This window comes from Listeria immobilis (genome assembly GCF_014322845.1).
In the GTDB taxonomy this organism is placed as follows: Bacteria; Bacillota; Bacilli; order Lactobacillales; family Listeriaceae; genus Listeria; species Listeria immobilis.
In genome coordinates this window covers 1-19,361 of the sequence record NZ_JAASUA010000001.1, presented here as the reverse complement: position 1 = coordinate 19,361, position 19,361 = coordinate 1, and the positions used below count along the sequence as shown (strand labels likewise).

The 19,361-nt window shown below is 35.7% G+C and carries 23 protein-coding genes and 1 pseudogene; 2 read left to right on the top strand and 22 right to left on the bottom strand.

Going from position 1 to position 19,361, the window contains the following annotated elements:
- Positions 1-5: 5 nt before the first annotated feature.
- Positions 6-806 carry a glutamate racemase gene (gene racE / locus HCJ45_RS00125; RefSeq protein WP_187123666.1) on the bottom strand — a complete coding sequence of 267 codons (801 nt, stop codon included), beginning with the start codon at positions 804-806 and terminating at the stop codon, positions 6-8.
- Positions 807-953: 147 nt separating this feature from the next.
- Here racE and HCJ45_RS00120 point away from each other — a divergent pair.
- A pseudogene (locus tag HCJ45_RS00120) lies at positions 954-1,449 on the top strand (YslB family protein).
- Between the two features lie 65 nt (positions 1,450-1,514).
- Here HCJ45_RS00120 and HCJ45_RS00115 read toward each other — a convergent pair.
- The 7 genes from HCJ45_RS00115 to zapA all read right to left on the bottom strand — a co-directional run bounded on the left by HCJ45_RS00115 (position 1,515) and on the right by zapA (position 10,149).
- Positions 1,515-2,729 (bottom strand): aspartate kinase, encoded by a 1,215-nt coding sequence (locus tag HCJ45_RS00115; RefSeq protein WP_185349300.1) that lies wholly within the window; start codon positions 2,727-2,729, stop codon positions 1,515-1,517.
- A gap of 152 nt (positions 2,730-2,881) precedes the next feature.
- Complete coding sequence (gene uvrC / locus HCJ45_RS00110; RefSeq protein ID WP_187123664.1) at positions 2,882-4,693, bottom strand: excinuclease ABC subunit UvrC; 1,812 nt, start codon at positions 4,691-4,693, stop codon at positions 2,882-2,884.
- A gap of 77 nt (positions 4,694-4,770) precedes the next feature.
- A complete protein-coding gene (gene trxA / locus HCJ45_RS00105) occupies positions 4,771-5,082 on the bottom strand; it encodes a thioredoxin (protein ID WP_185349296.1) in 312 nt (103 codons plus the stop codon).
- A 78-nt stretch (positions 5,083-5,160) separates the two neighbouring features.
- The gene (locus HCJ45_RS00100) at positions 5,161-7,518 is read right to left on the bottom strand and encodes an endonuclease MutS2 (RefSeq protein WP_187123663.1); all 2,358 of its coding nucleotides are present in this window, start codon (positions 7,516-7,518) and stop codon (positions 5,161-5,163) included.
- A 22-nt stretch (positions 7,519-7,540) separates the two neighbouring features.
- Complete coding sequence (gene polX / locus HCJ45_RS00095; protein ID WP_187123662.1) at positions 7,541-9,253, bottom strand: DNA polymerase/3'-5' exonuclease PolX; 1,713 nt, start codon at positions 9,251-9,253, stop codon at positions 7,541-7,543.
- A gap of 90 nt (positions 9,254-9,343) precedes the next feature.
- Positions 9,344-9,886, bottom strand: coding sequence for a CvpA family protein (locus tag HCJ45_RS00090; protein ID WP_185349290.1), 543 nt, complete (start codon positions 9,884-9,886; stop codon positions 9,344-9,346).
- Entirely contained in the window at positions 9,886-10,149 is a 264-nt protein-coding gene (zapA, locus tag HCJ45_RS00085) for a cell division protein ZapA (RefSeq protein ID WP_187123661.1), read from the bottom strand. The genes HCJ45_RS00090 and zapA overlap by 1 nt, the downstream gene beginning before the upstream one ends.
- A gap of 154 nt (positions 10,150-10,303) precedes the next feature.
- On the opposite strand from zapA, the gene rnhC reads away from it, so the two are divergent.
- Positions 10,304-11,230, top strand: a complete 927-nt coding sequence (gene rnhC, locus HCJ45_RS00080) for a ribonuclease HIII (protein ID WP_187123948.1) — start codon at positions 10,304-10,306, stop codon at positions 11,228-11,230.
- Positions 11,231-11,389: 159 nt separating this feature from the next.
- On the opposite strand, the gene HCJ45_RS00075 is transcribed toward rnhC, so the two are convergent.
- The 14 genes from HCJ45_RS00075 to HCJ45_RS00005 form a co-directional block, all read right to left on the bottom strand.
- Positions 11,390-11,791 carry a hypothetical protein gene (locus tag HCJ45_RS00075; RefSeq protein ID WP_187123660.1) on the bottom strand — a complete coding sequence of 134 codons (402 nt, stop codon included), beginning with the start codon at positions 11,789-11,791 and terminating at the stop codon, positions 11,390-11,392.
- Positions 11,792-11,811: 20 nt separating this feature from the next.
- The gene (locus HCJ45_RS00070; RefSeq protein ID WP_187123659.1) at positions 11,812-12,153 is read right to left on the bottom strand and encodes a hypothetical protein; all 342 of its coding nucleotides are present in this window, start codon (positions 12,151-12,153) and stop codon (positions 11,812-11,814) included.
- A 266-nt stretch (positions 12,154-12,419) separates the two neighbouring features.
- Positions 12,420-12,707, bottom strand: coding sequence for a hypothetical protein (locus HCJ45_RS00065; RefSeq protein WP_187123947.1), 288 nt, complete (start codon positions 12,705-12,707; stop codon positions 12,420-12,422).
- Between the two features lie 41 nt (positions 12,708-12,748).
- Entirely contained in the window at positions 12,749-13,483 is a 735-nt protein-coding gene (locus HCJ45_RS00060; RefSeq protein ID WP_281384461.1) for an EndoU domain-containing protein, read from the bottom strand.
- Between the two features lie 245 nt (positions 13,484-13,728).
- Positions 13,729-14,118 (bottom strand): hypothetical protein, encoded by a 390-nt coding sequence (locus HCJ45_RS00055; protein WP_187123657.1) that lies wholly within the window; start codon positions 14,116-14,118, stop codon positions 13,729-13,731.
- 21 nt (positions 14,119-14,139) lie between these two features.
- Positions 14,140-15,387: an EndoU domain-containing protein gene (locus tag HCJ45_RS14895; RefSeq protein ID WP_343068865.1), complete on the bottom strand. Its 1,248-nt coding sequence runs from the start codon at positions 15,385-15,387 to the stop codon at positions 14,140-14,142.
- Positions 15,388-15,679: 292 nt separating this feature from the next.
- Positions 15,680-16,090 carry a hypothetical protein gene (locus HCJ45_RS00040; RefSeq protein ID WP_187123656.1) on the bottom strand — a complete coding sequence of 137 codons (411 nt, stop codon included), beginning with the start codon at positions 16,088-16,090 and terminating at the stop codon, positions 15,680-15,682.
- 15 nt (positions 16,091-16,105) lie between these two features.
- The gene (locus HCJ45_RS00035; protein ID WP_222717867.1) at positions 16,106-16,300 is read right to left on the bottom strand and encodes a hypothetical protein; all 195 of its coding nucleotides are present in this window, start codon (positions 16,298-16,300) and stop codon (positions 16,106-16,108) included.
- An 8-nt stretch (positions 16,301-16,308) separates the two neighbouring features.
- Positions 16,309-16,539 (bottom strand): hypothetical protein, encoded by a 231-nt coding sequence (locus tag HCJ45_RS00030; RefSeq protein ID WP_187123655.1) that lies wholly within the window; start codon positions 16,537-16,539, stop codon positions 16,309-16,311.
- Positions 16,514-16,678, bottom strand: coding sequence for a transposase (locus HCJ45_RS00025; RefSeq protein WP_185362951.1), 165 nt, complete (start codon positions 16,676-16,678; stop codon positions 16,514-16,516). The genes HCJ45_RS00030 and HCJ45_RS00025 overlap by 26 nt, the downstream gene beginning before the upstream one ends.
- A gap of 98 nt (positions 16,679-16,776) precedes the next feature.
- On the bottom strand, positions 16,777-17,085 hold the full coding sequence (locus HCJ45_RS00020) for a DUF4176 domain-containing protein (RefSeq protein WP_185362952.1): 309 nt from the start codon (positions 17,083-17,085) through the stop codon (positions 16,777-16,779).
- Positions 17,086-17,649, bottom strand: coding sequence for a hypothetical protein (locus tag HCJ45_RS00015; RefSeq protein WP_185490018.1), 564 nt, complete (start codon positions 17,647-17,649; stop codon positions 17,086-17,088).
- A gap of 12 nt (positions 17,650-17,661) precedes the next feature.
- Positions 17,662-19,110: a T7SS effector LXG polymorphic toxin gene (locus HCJ45_RS00010; RefSeq protein ID WP_187123654.1), complete on the bottom strand. Its 1,449-nt coding sequence runs from the start codon at positions 19,108-19,110 to the stop codon at positions 17,662-17,664.
- A partial coding sequence (locus tag HCJ45_RS00005) for a DUF3958 family protein (protein WP_187123653.1) occupies positions 19,107-19,361 on the bottom strand: 255 nt, incomplete at its 5' end. The genes HCJ45_RS00010 and HCJ45_RS00005, both read right to left, overlap by 4 nt.

The following is a 19,361-nucleotide window of genomic DNA, read 5'->3' as shown; positions in this document are numbered from 1 at the left end:
ACCTCTTATTTTCCTAATTTTATATGTTCTACAGTCATTTCTGGCATATTTAACCAATCTTTTGCAATATCTTGAAAAATTTGTGTTGAGCCCGTAGTGAAAAAACGATGCTTAATTTCTTTATCGGATGCATCTAATAAATTGTGATAATCAAGTAACGCGCTTACTTCACTTGCAGTTTCTTCGCCGGAATTAATCACCGCCACACCATCTCCCATAAAATTTTCAATAATTGGTTTTAATAACGGATAATGTGTACAGCCTAAAATCACAGTATCAATCTTTGTGCTTTTAAGTGGTAAAAGGGATTCAGCTACGACTTTTTTGGCAATCGCGCTTTTGTACTCGCCTGATTCTACGACAGATACAAATTTGGGACAAGCAAGTGAATCTACTTCTACTCGTTGGTTCAAACCTTTGAGTGCAGCTGGATAAGCCATACTTTCTACGGTTCCAATTGTTCCTAATACACCAATCTTATTATTCCTTGTCGCTTTTAATGCTGCTCTAGATCCTGGTTGAATTACACCAATTACAGGTATATCTAGTTTTGCTCTAATATCATATAAAGCTGCTGCGGTTGCGGTATTACATGCAATTACGAGCATTTTGATGCCACGTTCTACTAGAAAATTAGTCATTTCCCAAGTAAATTGGCGAACTTCTTCTTTATCTCGTGGTCCATATGGGCAACGGGCGGTATCCCCTAGGTAATATACTTGTTCATGGGGTAGCTGTTTTAGTACTTCTCGCACTACTGTCAAACCGCCAACTCCCGAATCAATAAATCCAATAGCTTGTTTCACAGTCTCGCCTCAATTTCTCTATTAGTTTCCAATTTTTTTATCTATACCTTCCATTTTCTTATTTTTTCCGCTTTTTCGCAAGTCTTTTTTATGAAAAAAGGTTTTTTATAGAAATTTCTTTGTTGTGCTTTCCATTTTAGGTTGATTTTGGTTATAATGGTGTATGAAAGTGGGGTTATCAAAAATGACAGAAAATGAACAAAATACACATTCAGAAAGAATCCTTATTCCTAGCTTTGGTTTAGATTTACTACGAGATTATTTAATCCCTGAAATTCTTGGAGATGAAGCACCTCACATAATGTACTGGGCTGGAAAAGATTTAGCACGTAAATTCCCGCTTAATTCACTAGAAGCAGTTATCGACTTCTTTGAAAAAGCTTCATGGGGTAAACTTAGTATAGTGAAAGAAAAGAAGGATGAATTACGGTTACTTTTAGAAGGTGATGTGATAGCCGTTCGCTTTGATTCTCAAGAAAATCCAACCTTTAAATTAGAAGCAGGTTTTATCGCCGAACAACTACAGGCGCAAAAAGAGTTTTATACAGAAAGTTATGACGAAATGGATAAACGAAAAAAACAAGTAATGATTATTGTAAAATGGGACCGCAAAGAAACCATTGATAATGATGAACGTTATTAAAAAAACACTTGAGGTAACTGAAAACTTCCGCTTAAGGAGTTTATCAGCGACTTCAAGTGCTTTTTTTATTTATCTAAGTCAAATTGATCATGTAATACTTGAGCGGCTTCTACCATTTTTCTTGCTGGAACTACAGTAGAAACTTTGATTTCTGAGGTGCTAATCATTTTGATGGGAATGTTGTTTTCGGTAAGTGCCTCAAACATTTGTGCTGCTACTCCTGGGTTGCTTACCATTCCAGAGCCAACTATAGAGACCTTTGCTAGTTCTTGTTCAGATTCTAATTTTTCTATTTGTAAAAGCTCTTTGCTTTCTTCTAAAACAGCTAGCGTGGAGAGCAGTGCACTCGTTTTAATTGTAAAGGACAAATTACCATGCCCTAATCCTGTAATACCTTGGATTATAATATCCACATCAATATTATTATCTGCTAATTTTGTGAACACTTTCGAAACGCGCATTGCTTCTTTTTGTTTCCAATGAATTGTTACACGTGTAAGTTGATCTTCAAAAGCAATACCACGAACTACTTTGGTATTTTCCATAGTTAAATCCTCCTCTATCATTGTTCCGGGAACTTGTTCATGGCTTGCCCTTACTTCTAATGGAATCCGGAAATTTTTTGCATATTCAACCGAGCGCGGATGTAAAACTCCTGCACCAAGATTAGCTAATTCTAACATTTCATCATATGTAATTTGTTCTAGTTTTTGGGCTTTTTTCACGTAGCGGGGATCTGTTGTAAAAACACCTACTACATCTGTACAAATAGCGCATTTCTCTGCTTTTAAAGCTGATGCAATTGCTACGGCTGTTGTGTCAGAACCACCACGACCTAGTGTTGTAATTTCGCCGTCTGCAGTTAAACCTTGAAAACCTGCAACAACTACAATTTTACCTGCATCAAGGGCTGATTCAATACGTGCACTATCAATGTCCGCAATTCGTGCGTTACTATGAACTGCTTCGGTTTCAATACCTGCTTGCCAACCTGTATAAGAAATAGCGTCATGCCCTTTTTCTTTTAGTGTCATTGCAAGCAGTGAAATTGTAATTTGTTCTCCAGTTGACAGTAACATATCCATTTCGCGTTTATCTGGCGCTTCGCTAATTTCTTCGGCCATTGCTACTAATTTGTCCGTTGATTTCCCCATTGCAGAAACGACGACAATGACTTTATTTCCTTGTTTTTTCTCATAGATGGCTTGATCAGCTGTTTTTCCAATTTTATCTACGGTGCTAACAGATGTTCCGCCAAATTTTAATACTACTAAACCCACAATCGTTCCTCCTGACTTTCTATCTTTTTACATCAATATTCTTATTTTAGCGCATTTATGTAGTGAAGGGAAGAGGGATTGGATCAACTTTGATTCATTTATGTAAAAAGAGTCAATAACTTTAACATGTCATTGACTCTTAATCCGCAAATTTATTTTTGTTTTGTGTTTTTGGCTTTTTCATTAAAAGCAGTGATATGTTTATGGACTTCTTCTGCAACATTGAGTGGAACGCCTGCTTCTTTTATCTCGTCAATGGAGGCTTCTTTTAATTTTTTCATTGAGCCAAAATGTTTGAGTAGTTTTTTCTTGCGACCCGGTCCAACGCCTGGAATGCCGTCAAGGATGGATTGAAAGCCTGTTTTGCTGCGTAATTGGCGATGGAATGTGATGGCAAAGCGGTGAACTTCATCTTGCATCCGTTGTAGTAGATAGAATTCTTGACTGTTTCTTTCTAACGGAATAATAACGAGCGGGTCGCCGAAAAGTAATTGACTTGTTCTGTGTTTATCATCTTTTGCAAGACCAGCTACCGGGATATCAAGACCAAGTTCATTGATTAAAACATCTTTGGCGCTATCAATTTGCCCTTTCCCGCCATCAATTAAGATTAAGTCAGGCATAGGTAGTCCTTCTTTAAGAACCCGCCAGTAACGACGGCGAATTACTTCGCGCATTGTTGCATAGTCATCTGGTCCTTCGACGGTTTTAATTTTATATTTACGATAATCGTTCTTGCTTGGTTTTCCGTCGAGGAATGTCACCATTGCGGAAACTGGATCTGTTCCATGAATATTTGAGTTATCAAAGGCTTCCACACGAGATGGAGTCGGGATTCCCATTGCTTCTCCAAGACGCTCTACTGCTCCGACTGTACGCTCTTCGTTTCGTTCTAGCAGCATAAATTTTTCGTTTAGGGCTATTTTGGCGTTTTTATAGGCTAGTTTGACTAAATCTTTTTTGTTGCCGCGTTGTGGTACGATAATTTTTGTATCTGGTACAACAGCTTGTACGGCTTCACTATCTACATCATCTGGTAAATAGATTTCTTTTGGTGGAATGTGATTTGCTTTTTGATAAAATTGCCCAATAAAAGTAAGGAAATCTTCTTCTGCATCATTATAAAAAGGGAATTGGGAAACGTCGCGTTCAATTAACTTTCCTTGGCGAATGAAGAAAACTTGGACACACATCCAGCCTTTATCAATAGCATATCCGAAAACATCTCGGTCAACGAAATCATTCATCGTCATTTTTTGTTTTTCCATAGTAGTTTCTATCGCTGTGATTTGGTCACGAAATTCACCAGCTTTTTCAAATTCCATATTTTCAGCAGCTGTTTGCATTTTTTGTTTTAAATCATTTTTAACATTTTTATAGCCACCATTTAAAAAGGCAACTATTTCATCTTGCATTTCTTTATATTTACTTGCTTCTACATCAAAAACGCATGGAGCAAGACATTGCCCTAAATGATAATATAAACAAACTTTATTAGGTAGTGTGCTGCATTTCCGTAGTGGGTATAGACGATCTAAAATTCGTTTGACTTCATTCGCCGCATATACATTAGGATACGGGCCAAAATACTTACCTTTGTCTTTCTTTACTTGGCGGGTGATAATTAAACGTGGGTGTCTTTCATTGGTGATTTTAATAAATGGATATGTTTTATCATCTTTTAGTCGAATATTAAAACGCGGGTCATGTTTTTTAATTAAATTAATTTCAAGTAACAAGGCTTCTACATTGGAAGATGTTACGATGTATTCAAAGTCCACTATTTCTTGAACTAAGCGTTGCGTTTTGCCATCATGTGTTCCTGAAAAATAAGAACGAACACGGTTTTTTAAAATTTTTGCTTTACCAACATAAATGATGGTTCCTTGTTTATCTTTCATTAAGTAACAACCTGGTTGGTCAGGTAATAGCGCTAATTTATTTTGGATATGTTCAGAAGACATTTTATCAACTCCAGTTACGCATTTAAAAAGAAGCTTCGACTTGGTTAGTCTGAAGCTTCTTTTATTTTAGCATAATTTTAAATGTATTTGTTAATGACTTCATCCAGTTCTTCTTTTGGACGATAACCAATAATTGTATCAACTACCACTCCATCTTTTTTAATAAGAAGGGTTGGAATGCTCAGTACACCAAAGCTTCCCGGTGTTTCTGGATTTTCATCTACGTCCATTTTGACGATTTTAAGTGTTTCGCCACGTTCTTCTTGTATCTCTTCTAAAACTGGAGCCACCATGCGGCAAGGACCACACCATGTTGCCCAGAAATCTGTTAATACTAAGCCTTCACTAGTTTCTTGTTCAAATGTTGCATCTGTAATTTCTTTTACCATGATTATTCACTCCTTATGACTTTTGTAATCACAGTATAGCATTTACACCTATTTCGAGCTATGTTTTTGCTCAGTATTTTACTTAAACTCTACAATTGTTACACCATTGCCACCCTCTGCTGCTGCACCAAAACGAATAGATTTCACCATACGATGATTTTTCAAGTATTCGGTAACTCCAGTTCGAAGGGCACCTGTTCCTTTACCATGAATAATTGCGACTTGTGGATAACCAGCCATTAAAGCTTCATCTAAATATTTATCTACTTTTTGGAGCGCATCTTCATAACGTTCTCCTCGCAAATCAAGCTCGCTTTTAGCTGGGGAATCACTGCTTTGGACCGATGTGATAATACGTTGTTTCTTTGGTTTTTCTGGTTGAATGAACTCTAAATCGCTTGTTTTAATTTTCATTTTGATAATACCGATCTGAACATTCCATTCAGTGTCATTTATTTTGTTTAAGAGCGAACCTTTTTGGCCGAGTGATAAAACACGAACATTATCGCCATCTTGGAAAACATGAGGTTTTTGTTTTGGCGGTTGTGGAATTGTTTTATTAATTGTTTTCGGTTTTACTTTTCCTAATCTTGTTTTGGCGTCGATTAGCTCATGTTCTTTAATTCCTGCCGCTCCGTTTAGTTGCATGGTGCGGAGTTCGTGAATAATTTCTTCTGCTTCTGCTTCTGCTTTTTCAACAATTAGGGCAGCTTTATTACTCGCTTGTTCGATTAATTTATCTTTTTGTTGATAATAGCTGGCAATTTCTTTTTGTAAGTCTTTGAGTAAGGCATCGGCTCCTTGTGCTAGATCATGTGCTTCTTCGTACTCTGCTTCTGCTAAATTTCGTTTTTCTTCTAAACTAGAAATCATATCATTTAAGTCAGCGCTTTCCGTATCCACTAGACTTCTTGCTTCGGTAATAATCGTTTCGCTTAAGCCTAGACGACGTGAAATATCAAAAGCATTACTTCTGCCTGGCACGCCAATTAGTAATTTATAGGTTGGACTTAGTGTTTCAACATTAAATTCTACCGAGGCATTGGTTGCGTGAACTCGGTTATAGCCATAAGCTTTTAATTCTGGATAGTGGGTTGTCGCAACTACACTAGCTCCTTTAGCATGACTCGCATCTAAAATTGAAATCGCGAGAGCCGCTCCTTCTTGAGGATCAGTTCCGGCGCCAAGCTCGTCGTATAAAATAAGTGATTGTTGATTTACATTTGCTAAAATCGAAACAATATTAGTCATATGTGAGGAGAAAGTACTTAAACTTTGCTCAATTGATTGTTCATCACCAATATCAGCAAAAACATGTTCAAAAATGGCGATGGTGGAATCTTCTTGTGCCGGAATTTGTAACCCAGATTGTGCCATCAAAGTGAGTAATCCTAATGTTTTCAATGTGATGGTCTTTCCGCCTGTATTTGGTCCCGTAATAACGATTGTCGTGAAATCTTCTCCTAAATAAATATCATTGGCAACAACTTTATCTGCCTCTAGTAGTGGGTGTCTTGCTCCTAAAAGGCGAACAATACCTTTATCACTTAAATGTGGTGTGATAGCTTTCATCGCTTTACCAAAACGAGCTTTGGCAAGAATAAAGTCAAAACGGCCAAGAATAAAGGTATTATGATGAATTTCTTTATTCCAAACAGCTAGTGAAGTAGAAATTTCTGCAAAAATACGTTCAATTTCTTGGGCTTCTTTTGATTGAAGGGATTTTCGCTCATTATTTAAATCTACTACACTTTGTGGTTCGATAAAAAGAGTTTGTCCAGAGGCAGACTGATCATGAACAATACCGCCGTAATGACTCTTATACTCTTGCTTCACAGGAATAACGTAACGATCATTTCGTATTGTAATCACGGCATCACTTAACATTTTTGCTGCATTACGATTTCGTAAGTAGGATTCTAATTTTTCACGAACTCGGTCTTCTGTTCGACGAAGTGTACGTCGAATAGAACCAAGTGCTTCACTAGCTGTATCAAGGACTTTACCACTTTCATCTACTGAAATCGCAATATCATCCTCAACTTCTTTTAATACTAAAAGTTCATCTGCAAGTGCTCCAAGAAGCGGCAATTCTACTCCTACTTCAAGCAAATCAGCCATAAAATTCTTCATTTGACGACTAACACGAAGATTACTGCCAATTTGGTAAATTTCAAGTCCATTTAAATTGCCGCCTATTTCAAGACGTTTTAAATGGGCGTTTACATCGGTTAAACCAGTAATCGGTGCGCTACCTCGTAAACGAATTATTTTTGCTCCTTCTTCTGTTTCAAGTTGTGCTTTTTGAACTACTTGAAAATCTGTGTCTGGAGATAAATCTAAAATAGCTTGCTCTCCTAATGAAGAAGAAGCAAATTCAGTTAATTGTTTTTTTATTTTATCAAACTCTAAAATAGCTTCCACTTTTTTTTCCATTTGTCATCCTTCTTTTTCTTAGTTATTTATTCTGTAAAAATTGTTTAAACTCTGCTGCGGATTTTGTATTAAGTATTGCTGACTTGTCTAACCAAGCTTTTTTGGCTGCACGAACGCCTAATGACATAAACTCTAAATGCTTTGTATCATGCGCATCTGTGTTGATAGCAATTGGAACAGCAGCTTTATGTGCTAATTCCAAATGTGCTCGGTTCAAATCTAGTCTTTGTGGATTGGCATTAAGCTCTAATGCTGTTCCAGTATTTTTAGCTAGTTCAATTAATGCTTCCATATTAACATGGTATGGCTTTCTTTTCACGATAATTCTGCCTGTCGGATGTGCAATTAGCCTAACATATGGATTTTCACAAGCTGTTTTTAAACGTTTCATAATGTCTTGTTCTGATTGTCCAAAGCTCGAATGAATTGAAGCAATAACAAAATCAAGTTGTTCTAAAGTTTCGTCTTTAAAATCAAGTGAGCCATCTGGTAAAATATCAATTTCAACTCCGGAATAAACATCAATTTCTGGATAATTAGCAGCTACTTTTTTAATTTCAGCCTGTTGTTCCAGCAGTCTTTTTTCATCTAGTCCGTTTGCAACGCGTAAAAATTTCCCATGATCGGTAATCACCATATATTCATACCCTTTTGCAATACAAGCCTCTATCATTTCTGGAATCGCATAAGCTCCATCTGACCAAGTTGTATGCATATGCAAATCCCCGCGAATATCGTCTAACTCAAGAAACTTAGTGTCTTGAGTGACGCGTTCAATTTCTGAACCATCTCGCCGAACTTCTGGTGGTAAAAAGGGAATATTAAAATGATTAAAAAAAGCTTTTTCTGAATCAAAGTGGCGTATCGTTCCGTTAGCTTGTTCAACACCGTATTCGCTAATTTTTTCGTCTGATTGTTTGGCAAGTTGACGCATTTTGATATTATGTTCTTTTGAGCCGGTAAAATGATGTAACGTTGTAGCAAAAGCTTTGTTTTCTACTAAACGGAAATCCACCGAAATAGTTATCTTATCTTCTAAAACAGCTGAAACCTTTGTATCTCCTGCACCGGTCACATCTGTGATAAGAGGAAATGCTAGTAATGCTTTTTGAACTTCTGCTGGTTTTTCCGTGGCAATGACGTAATCTAAATCCTTGACCGTTTCTCGCAATCTTCGGAGACTCCCTGCTTGAGCAAATGTGTCAATTTCTTCCAAATCAGCCAAATATCCCTCTACTTTCCTGATAATAGGTAGTACATCATTTAAAGGATACCTGTCTGGTCGTTCACCCATTTCTCGTACTGCTTCCGCCATTTTTTCTGCTGATTTTTTCCCAAAACCTTTTAATGCTTCTATTTTCCCGTTTTCAAATTGTTCGAGCAAACTTGTTTTATCGGTCACACCTAGTTCATGATAAAGCCGCGACAATTTTTTACCACCCAGTCCTGGAACATCTAGCAATGGAACTAATCCGACTGGCACTTCTTTTTTTAGTTCCTCAAGTTCTGGTGACTCTCCTGTCGTTAAAAAATGTTGAATTATTTCTCCAGTTGTTTTACCAATACCACTAATTTTGGTAAAATCATCTATTTCAGTCAAACTTCGGCTATCTAGCTCTATTGCTTGAGCTGCTTTTCGAAACGCAGCAATTTTAAAACTATTTTCTCCTTTTAATTCCATATAAGTGGCGATTTCTTCTAATAAACGAATAATTTCTTTTTTATTGCTGGCCATTTATATCCCCCGTTTCATTCATTAAAAAATACCAGCGCAATCCTATCCAAAATTGGCTAAGAATATACATCTGGTATCGATTGTTTCTTTTTATTTTGGCAGAATATCTGTCATCCAATCATAAAATTGGGAAGATAGAATTGGTGTGTTTTCAAGTATCCACTGTGCTATACTCGATCCGTGAAGTACGTTTTCAGTCCAAGTTGATGGATAAATTGCCATTATAAATAAAGCTACAAAGATAAATAAGTATGCATTAATTACGCCAATAACAGCCGCAAGTAAGCCATTGATTTGACGCAAAATCGGAATTTTAGTAAGTCCGCCGGCAAGTGATGCTAACATATGGACGATAATAATCGCAATAATAAAAATAATCACAAAGCCTAAAACATTATAATACGCCGTCTCTGTTCTTAGTTCTTGAAGTATAGTTGATAATCCACTAGCACTATCCACATTCGGATAAGGAATAAATGTAAGGTGTGGCGCTAAATCTTCGTAATATGTGTACGAAACAAAAAATGCCAAAATATAGCCTACTAGTAAGATAAATTGTTTAATTAAACCTGCTCGAAATCCAGCAAAAAAGCTAGAAACAAGAATAATTAAAATAATCGCATTTAATATCATTAACCTCTTCCTTTAATTCGAGCTAGCTCTTCTTCCAACTCTCTGAATTTTTGTTCTAGTTTTAAATAATCATGAGTTGCATTTACTGCTGTTAAGACAGCGAGTCTGCCACTATCGAGCGCATGATTTTGGGAGCCGATTTCGTGCATTTTTTCATCGACCTCGCGAGCTACTTTTCGTAAGTGATCTGCTGTTTCAACTCCAACAATCGTATATTCTCTGCCATAAATTGTTGTCACTACTTTATTTCTCTCATTTGCCACGTGAAATTCCTCCTCGCCCAAGTTCATATAAGACGCTACTTGTCATAATCTTATCATGAAAAAGCGGGAAAGAAAAGAGGCAACTCCCCAACTAGACGATATTCAGTCTTTCGTCGTAGTATGTTACAATAGAACTTTGAAAGGATGATGCTTTATCGCAAATACTGTCATTGTAGTTAACCAAACAACCATGGAAAAAATGAAACAAACCTATCTCCCTTTTTCAAGTCCAAAACTTCCACCAGGTGCCATTTTTGCAGCTAAAAAACCTGGTGTATCTATTACTGGCTATAAATCCTTAAAAGTTATGTTTCAAGGAGTAAATGGCGAAATAGAAGCCAAAAAATGGGTTACCTCTCTTCCGGTAACTACCAAAAAAGCGCCTAGTGTATCTAAAGGTGTTCTCCCACTAAATTTTGCTAGTAAAAATGTTATTGGATCTGATGAAGTTGGAACAGGTGACTTTTTTGGTCCGATTACTGTTTGTGCAGCTTATGTAGAAGAAACCATGATGCCCCTTTTAAAAGAGCTTGGTGTTAAAGATTCCAAAGCGATGAAAGACCCAGAAATTTGTCGCATCGCCGAAAAAATTATTCCTGTCGTTCCACATAGCGTATTACTTTGTCCAAATCCTAAATACAATGAATTACAAAGTCGTGGGATGAATCAAGGTCAAATGAAAGCACTTCTACATAACCGAGCACTCGAAAATGTTTTGAAAAAAATTGCACCGATAAAACCAGATGCTATTTTAATCGATCAGTTTGCCGAAAAAACTACATACTACCGTTATTTAGCAAAAGAACCAAACATAATTCGTGAAAATGTTTTTTTTGCAACAAAAGCAGAAGGGTTACATCTGTCAGTTGCTGCTGCATCCATTATCGCACGTTATAAATTTGTCCAAGCTTTTGACGAAATGTCACGCGAAGTTGGTATCCTTTTACCAAAAGGAGCTGGACCACATGTTGATGTCGTTGCAGCAGAAATTATCCAGCGTTTTGATATGGAAACATTAGCAAAATATACCAAAAAACATTTTGCTAATACCGAGAAAGCATTAAAAATCGCCCAAAGTTAACTAAAATACCCCGTTAGTCATTAATGTGGTATTTTAGACTGTAGACAAAGCGAGAAATCATTTTGTCTGCAGTTTAAGAAATCCAACAATTAATAAAAAATTGTTGGATTTCTTTATTGTATTAGAATGACTAAACTAAAAAATCACTGATAAAAATTATCATTGTAAGTCTTTGTGTACAATGTCATCTACTTGAATTAAGTCTTTTCTAGTAAACTCAAACATAAATTTTCTTGCTGATAAATATGGTACTACTTTTTCTTGGTAAATATAATAAATATTGTCATCTATACTTATTTTAACTAACAATGTATTACCTATCATTACATTATCTTCCACAATGGTACAATCAACACTTTTTTCACTTCTTGTTGCTGTTGTTTCACCAAATAATTTAATTTTACAATTATATTCTTTTCCGATTTCCATAAAATCAAAGTTATTGTCAATGCTTACTAAGGCTGAGTCATCAAAACAAGTATCTATTGTTTTGGTACTCATATTCTCCAAAACTAGTCTCCTAGTTGCAGTGGATTCATTTATTAAAAGTAATTTATACATGCAAACAATCTCCCTTTTTATTAGTCTATTGGATAAAATGAAACTATAAAACCATTTGTCCGATAAAAAACCCTATATTTAACTCCATTAACTAGATAATCTGCGAATGGTCCATTTTTACCAACACCTGTTTTGATTGGCTTGGTTTTCAATATCTCATTCAAAAAACTAGGTATATCTTTTATGCCTTTAGTCTCAAAATCAGCAGCATAACCATCGACAATATGTTTCAGTCTTACCTTGCCGCTGCCTTTTTTAAGCCATAATAATTTCCCATCAGGAGTTTTTGTTATCATAACAACATCTTCAGGATTATACTTAACTCTGCTAGCTGCCAACTTATCTAATAAATTCTTGTCCAAGACCTTATTAGCTCCACTGGCTTTCTTAAAGTGGGAAACCATATGTATATGACCGTTTTGCTTTACATATTATACTTCGTTCCTCTTTTACTAAATAGCCCTCTGGGACTAAATTAGCTAAAAATAGCTACTAATTGATTTTCTGCTTGTAGTTGATTTTAAAAAATTTTTTATCATCTCATTATTTTATGTAAGCTCTACTATCATTATAAAATAAAAAAACTGCAGATAAAATGATTCCTCACTTTGTCTACAGTATGATATCTTTAAAAATAACTTTCAGCAATATCAATGTCATGTGTCATTTCTAATTCCGGGAATTTCTTATCTAGTTTTCTCAAACAGTCAATAAACTTTTGACTTTTCAAATTGGCAGAAATATCTTCAAATATCTCACTTACCCAATATAAGTCATCAGCATTGCAATCTTCTAAATATTTTATTGTAGTATCCAGATCATTTGACAAAAGTTCCGTCATTTTATTCCAACATTTTTCAATACCATAATCATCATTCATATTTAATTTTTTTCTTCTAGAAAGTACAATATTCATATTTTCTTTTAAGTCCATTATATTTTTCCACCTTTCAATTTTTATGGTTGTCTAGTAGCATCAGGAAAAATTGTACCAATTTTACCATTTGTTTTTATTACTCCTACTCTCACTCCATTAACTTCTCCAAAAAGAACTTCTCCATCATTTACTTTTGCAAATTCTGGAAGTCTTGCTATCTGTTGTCCAGCATTTTCAATATCAGCAGCTGTCCAATTTTTAGGAAACCAAGATTGATTTGAACCTTTTTGTTTAGATTTTGTCTTGTGTTCTGGAACATTTCCGACTCTTACACCATTTGAATATGTTTTTTCGATATTCACTTCTATACCATTTTTTCTCAAAAAGTCAATATTATCTTGCCCATGCCCTCCACCTTTCATTTTTGAAATTGCACCGGTCTTAGGATTTTTAGTGAAGTCACCTAGATTAGCATGCTCTAATCTTTCTTTAGAAATTTCAATTTTCACTTTAGCTCCACTAGCTTTCTTCGTACTCTTTTCAGCATCTTTCCCCTTGTCTGCTTTTTTATGGAGCTTACTTAGGTCTTCTACGCCTTCTGTTACAAATTTAAACCCTTTGGCCACATATTTTCCTATCTTAGCAAGTGGAATGATAAATAACAAGGACAGTCCCCGTTCGCCCCATGATAGCTTGTCTCCGGTTATCGGGTCTTCTCCAGTCATAACTCTAGCACCGTCTCCTATTGGTGTAAAGAGGTCAGCTATTTCTTTTATTGCTTTCACTGGGTCAAAGTTTTTCGCTTCGGCTTTCATTGCTTGTGTTTTTGATATTCTTTCCTAACTGGCTTTCTTGGAGCTATAAATTAGCTCTAGATGTAGAAAAAGAAACGATTGCACTCAATCGCTTCCTTTCTCAAAAATAAATTTTTCTTACAATGAATACAAATTAGCTTTGGTTAGCTTTTGGCAACTTGATTAGTGAGTTTATGCTTACTAGTCAGGCTCTATTTTCTCGATGCTAAGCGAGGAAGTAAAGTGTCTTTTTTAATTTATAAAAACTATATTTCCAAACTGCTCTTAACTTGTTTTAATAGTTCTATTAATTCACCTTCTCCTGAATTTTTTTCTATCTCAATTTTTACATTTTCTTCTAAATAGTTATAAAAAGTTTTAAAATCTAAATACGCTATTTGGTCTATTTCGACAGCTGGAAAGCCTAATTCAACTAAAACATGTTTATCATCTAGCAATTTAGGTAATTGAGCCATATCGTAGTCGTCTAAGTCATTTTTAAAAGAAACAAAAACTATTTCTATTCCATATCCTTTTTTTTCTTTAAACGCAGCTAAAGCCTTTTTTAAATCTTTTCCATTTACTATTGAAAAGTAGGTTAACATTAGTTGGTCTACACTTTTTTTATCATTTAAAATTTGAAATTCATTTTCCATAATATCACCAATCCAATCATTCTAGTTTAATACAGGGAAAAAGTTAGTTACTTCTCCTGCATCATTTAAATAACCTATAAACTTTACACCGTTTGGAGAAGTGCCAATAATTGTCCGACCATCTGATTGGATTTCCCCATTATTCAGGGCAGTCTGCCCCCATTCATACATTTGATTGTCACTAATTTTTGTTGGGTCATAAACTGTTTTTGGTTTTTCAATATTCTTATACGATACCGGCTCCGCAACATTACCTGCCATATCTTTTCTAGGTATTTTATATTCTACTTCATAAATACCATCAATAGTTGGGTGTGGTTTTTTTGAAACAATCAAGTCTTCTGGTTTAAACCCTTGATTCTTCAATGCATTATTGAATTCATCCATATTATGACCACCAATAACACCTTTTTTAGTATTAATCGCTTCTACATTTTTCAAATGATTCCTTGAATTACTTCCAAATTTAAAATTATTAGCCCCACTAGCCTTCTTCGTACTTTTTTCTACCTTTTTCCCCTTGTCTGCTTTTTTATGGAGCTTACTTAGGTCTTCTACGCCTTCTGTTACAAATTTAAACCCTTTGGCCACATATTTTCCTATCTTAGCAAGTGGAATGATAAATAACAAGGATAGTCCTCGTTCGCCCCATGATAGCTTGTCTCCGGTTATCGGGTGTTCACCTGTCATAACTCTAACACCGTCTCCTATCGGTGTAAAGAGGTCGGCTATTTCTTTTATTGCTTTCACTGGGTCAAAGTCTTTTGCTTCGGCTTTCATTGCTTCTGCTTGGGCTAGCATTTTCCCTAATCCACCATCTTTTCCTGCCCATTTATCATGTTTTACGGTGAATTGAATATCGTCTTGGGTCAGTGTGCGGCCATCTTTGGACCACGCCCATATGTACGTCCCGTTTCCTAAGTCTATTCGTGTATAGGTTCGGCCCGTCGTGTCTGGTTCTTCTTGTGCCTCTTTTTTCTGTTGAAAAGCTCGAATGGTATTTGCCCACGCTAGTTTATCCTGGCTTGGCACTACAAAGGTACCCGATGTTGGATTCCATGCGGTCTTTGTTTGAGCCAAGCCTTGATCAATCGCCTGTTTCAAACTTGCGATTTCGGAAAAAATACTGGGCGAACTTGCGTGAAAGGCGATTAATTTTTGAAGTTTTTCTTCTAGTTCTTGTTTGCTCGTTTGATACGCTTCCTTTAGAGCCTGATTAAATTGTAGCTGCATGTGCTGATCTGTTTCGGATAATGAGGACTGCCTCACTTGATTCTCAAGGTCATTTGCTTGGTGGATGAGTTCATTGACTCGGCGTATTTGTTCTTCCAGTTCGGACTGTTTGAGATCCCAATGTCTACTTCACTTTGGTAATGTTGTTACTGTAACCGCTAGTGTACTTGTCAAGAACCCTATAATATTATGATACGATAGGGGACATTTATTCCATCAAAAAGCTAAAAATATTTTTAACTTTAAATAAAAGAACAAGCCGATTTAATAACTTGTTCTTTCATTCACTCCAAAAATTAATTATCGATTTCTTGATAAAGTGCCTTTTTTAATTTAATGCCATTTCTTCTTTTTTATTTTCAGATAATAAAATAATATTTCTCCCAAATTGCTCAATTAGTCCTAACTCACTATAAATATAAAATTTACATCTGTGTTTTCTATCAGGATTATCGTCAATTTCCATATCAAGTTCAATTTCTACACGTCCAGAATTATCAGCTTTTAGAAAATCCAAAGAAAATGCTGGTGTAAAATCTCCTGCTTTTTTCCCGAATTCTACATAACACTCCTCTTTTGAATCAAAAGAATAAGCGACAATCTTTTCTCCAATTTGTTTCAAATCTATATCTTGCACGTAACATAATTGATGAACTTTCACAAACTCTGCTTCTGCACTTACATTTATTTCTACTAAGTCATTATCTTCCCAATTCTTTGCTATCATTAAATTACTCATTTATTAGTTTCTCCTTTATTTAAAATCATCAAATTGTCCAGTAATCTTTTTATAAACAAAATGCACATTAACTTTTGTTCCATCTTCCAAAATAACAACATTTTGCATTTTTACCCAATCGTCTTCACTAGGCCATCTTTTGTCAGTCATTTTAATAGGTAATTCTTTAGCTCCCTTCAGTGGGTTAGACTGTACTTGATGCATTGCCATTTGTTCATTCAGATTATTAGGTTTTGTTCTACCAGTACACCTTTTCCTTCAATCTTTACAGGATTCCCAACACCTTTAGGTACATCAAGTCCACTGGCTTTCTTTGTACTCTTTTCTACCTCTTTCACCTTGTCTGCTTTTTTATTGAGTTTATTTAGGTCTTCTACGCCTTCTGTTACAAATTTAAACCCTTTGGCCCCATATTTTCCTATTTTAATAGGTGGGATGATAAATAACAAGGAAAGTCCTCGTTGTATAAAGAGTCCCTGAACTAGAAATTTGGAATTCTTTCCGAAGGGAAGCAGCGCTCTCCCCTTTAAGATACCTTTCTACAATTTGAATTTTTAGTTCGACTGGATAATAGGTATGTTTTGTCATTAGAAAACACCTCCAAATTTATTTTACTAAATTTGAGTTGCTCTTTTTAATTGTATCTAATTATAGCGGCAGTTCCGTCAAAACAAGTGTCTCTATTTTTATTCATTCTCTGTCACAATGAGTTCAAATCGTGGATAAGTTATTTTTTTTAACTCTTCATCTACTTTTTTACGAAAATCTTTTTCTGCTTCATTGAGATAACCTGTAAAATAGATTTCCTCAATATCTTCTTGATTAAAAAAATAAGAAGTTTGATCCGTCTGCCCATTGGGATATAAACATCCACTGTATTCAAAATAACCTATCACTCCTTGATTATTATACAGCGCGAAACGACTGATAATTAAGAGTTGCTGTTCTCCGTTTTTCAAACGTACTACAGAACCAAGTGGTAACAATTCTTCCATTTAAAATCCTCCATTCTCTATTGGTAATTGATTCTTTTTATAAAGAGCATACATTTTTTTTCTCTTGAAAGGTCTCTGTAAAACAAACAAGGGAAGAGGTAACATCCAAAAAAGAGCTGTAGCAAAAAATAAAATCGCCTCTCCATTGGAAAAGTATAATACCACGGTACTTCCTATAGCCAATAAAAACGTCCAATATCCTATTCTTAGATTTTTTTTAAATTGTTTTTCACCTTCTTCAAAGCAAAAGGATACTTTTTCTATTGAGATAGGAGTCCCAAAGTCACTTTTTTTACTAAAATGATCAATCACAATAATCAATAGCACACTGATAATGATACCTAATAAAATACTTAAGCCTGTTAGATAATTAGTTGGCATCTTTATAATAAATGATCCCAGAAGCGCATACAAAACAACTCCAACTGTTCCAGAGAGTAATGTAACAATAGTATTTTGAGCAGAATACTTTCCTTCAACAAATTTTTTTTCATTTACATTATAAAAATAATTTTTATTTTCTTTTTTATCATAAAACACTGGAATCCACGGTGATTTCATCATTTCTATCCTTTCTTAGCCAAAAGCGCTTCCTAAACCTTTCATAAAACTGGAAGCTGCATTTCCAATTTTATCTCCAACACTCTTAACACCTTTTTCTATGCTTTTTCCTACTTCTTTTGTTTTTTCACCGATGTCATCTACAATTTTTTTTGCTCCTCTGATGATATCATCTTTTTTATCATAAATCTTGTCAAAAACATAGTTGCCAACGGCTGTAATTCCAACGCCTACCGCAAATCCTAAAACTCCACCAACTACTGTTCCAACTATCGGTATAGGAATTGCCGTTCCAATTGCTGCACCTATTGCTGCACCTGCTTCTCCACCAGCAAAACCAATACCTACATGTACCGCAGATTTTATAACCGCATCGCCTACATCTTCACCTTGCGCAATTTGTGTCACCCCATCAATAACTCCACCAACAATCGGAAGTCCATATTTCCCTACTTTTGCCACGGTACTTCCTGTTTTAATCAAATTAGTTGTGAGTGAAGATGTATTGGGATTAACCATCACAAAATTACCTGCTCCACCTGGCCCCATTTTCCCTGTTAATGCAGTCAAAAGAAAGCCAAAGCTCTGAACTGCCTTTCCACTTGATTCTACGCCTGCATTAAATAAATCTTGTGGCAAATTGTCTATGATAGATTTTGGAATTTCATCCACATCTTTCATAAAATAGTCAATAATTTCTTGTGGTGGCTTCATATCAGGATTTGTTTGAGCTAGTGTGAATAATTTTGTTCGCTCAGCATCAGATAAATTTGGTACTTTTTTGCTTATTTTTTCTAAAAATTGAGCATCACTTTGTTTCACTTTTTTAGTAATCATATCAGCCCACATTAATTTTTCCTGCGGCGGAACATCAAAAGTTCCTGTCGAGGAATTCCAAGCCGTTTTTGTTTGGGCTAGACCTTGATCAATCGCCTGTTTCAAACTCGCGATTTCGGAAAAAATACTGGGCGAACTTGCGTGAAAGGCGATTAATTTTTGAAGCTTTTCTTCTAGTTCTTGTTTGCTCGTTTGATACGCTTCCTTTAGAGCCTGATTAAATTGTAGCTGCATGTGCTGATCTGTTTCGGATAATGGGGATTGCCTCACTTGATTCTCAAGGGCATTTGCTTGGTGGATGAGTTCATTGACTCGTCGTATTTGTTCTTCTAGTTCGGACTGTTTGAGATCCCCACTGTCTACTTCACTTTGGTAACGTTCTGGGAATTTTTTAACAGCTGCTTCGGTCGCTTCTGATAATAAAATCCCTCCCTGCACGAGGGGGTAAAGCACGGTGCTATAATAAGCTTTGGCCGAGTCGTATGCTTTTCCTTTTAAAAAAGGCTCAAGGGTGAACTGACTAATCGCTTGTTGGAGTGCTTCATATCCTTCCAAGTGTTGTTGGCAAACTTGGCTTGTACTCGTTGCTTGGGCTTTGGATTTTGATACGTACATATCGATACTCATGATTTCGCCTCCTGTTCATCTAAGAGTGCTTTTCTTTTTTCGTAGGCGACTTCATTTAGTTGTTCTTCTAGGTCTCTTTTTTCTTGTCGTAAGGTTTCTTCCATGGTTTCAAAATGCGCTTGTGTCGATTGTGAAAGAGAAAAAACCCGTTCTTGTGTTTGTTCACGTAAAAAGGCTCGATCATTTTTCCGAAACTGCCAGCTAACTTCTTCCACAAATCGGAGTCCTTGTCGCAAATGGATGTCATAGGC